The following is a 248-nucleotide window of genomic DNA, read 5'->3' as shown; positions in this document are numbered from 1 at the left end:
TTCATCGCCATGCTGGTCGGCCTGAGCAGGCGCGCGGCCGCCACTGAATTCGTGGTCCTGGTGGGTATACCCACCATGTTCGCCGCCAGTGGCTACGCATTCCGGGAGCTGGCCAAGGACGGCAAGCTGGCCAGCGAGAACTGGGCCGACGTGGGCGTGGCCTTCGTTGCCGCCGTCCTCACCGGCTTCGTCGTAGTGAAGTGGCTGCTGGGCGACATCAAGGCCCACCGCTTCACTGCGTTTGCGAT

1 protein-coding gene is annotated in these 248 nt (G+C 65.3%); it reads left to right on the top strand.

Annotation, left to right across the window (positions count from 1 at the left end; translation table 11 throughout):
- Window positions 1–248, top strand: a 248-nt coding sequence (locus ACQG3P_RS21315; protein WP_426806166.1) for an undecaprenyl-diphosphate phosphatase, incomplete at both ends; no start/stop codon positions are given.

This window comes from Stenotrophomonas sp. SrG (genome assembly GCF_050031795.1).
Taxonomy (GTDB): Bacteria; Pseudomonadota; Gammaproteobacteria; order Xanthomonadales; family Xanthomonadaceae; genus Stenotrophomonas; species Stenotrophomonas rhizophila_A.
The sequence above is the reverse complement of the archived record's forward strand: the minus strand, read 5'-3'. Positions and strand labels throughout refer to the sequence as shown.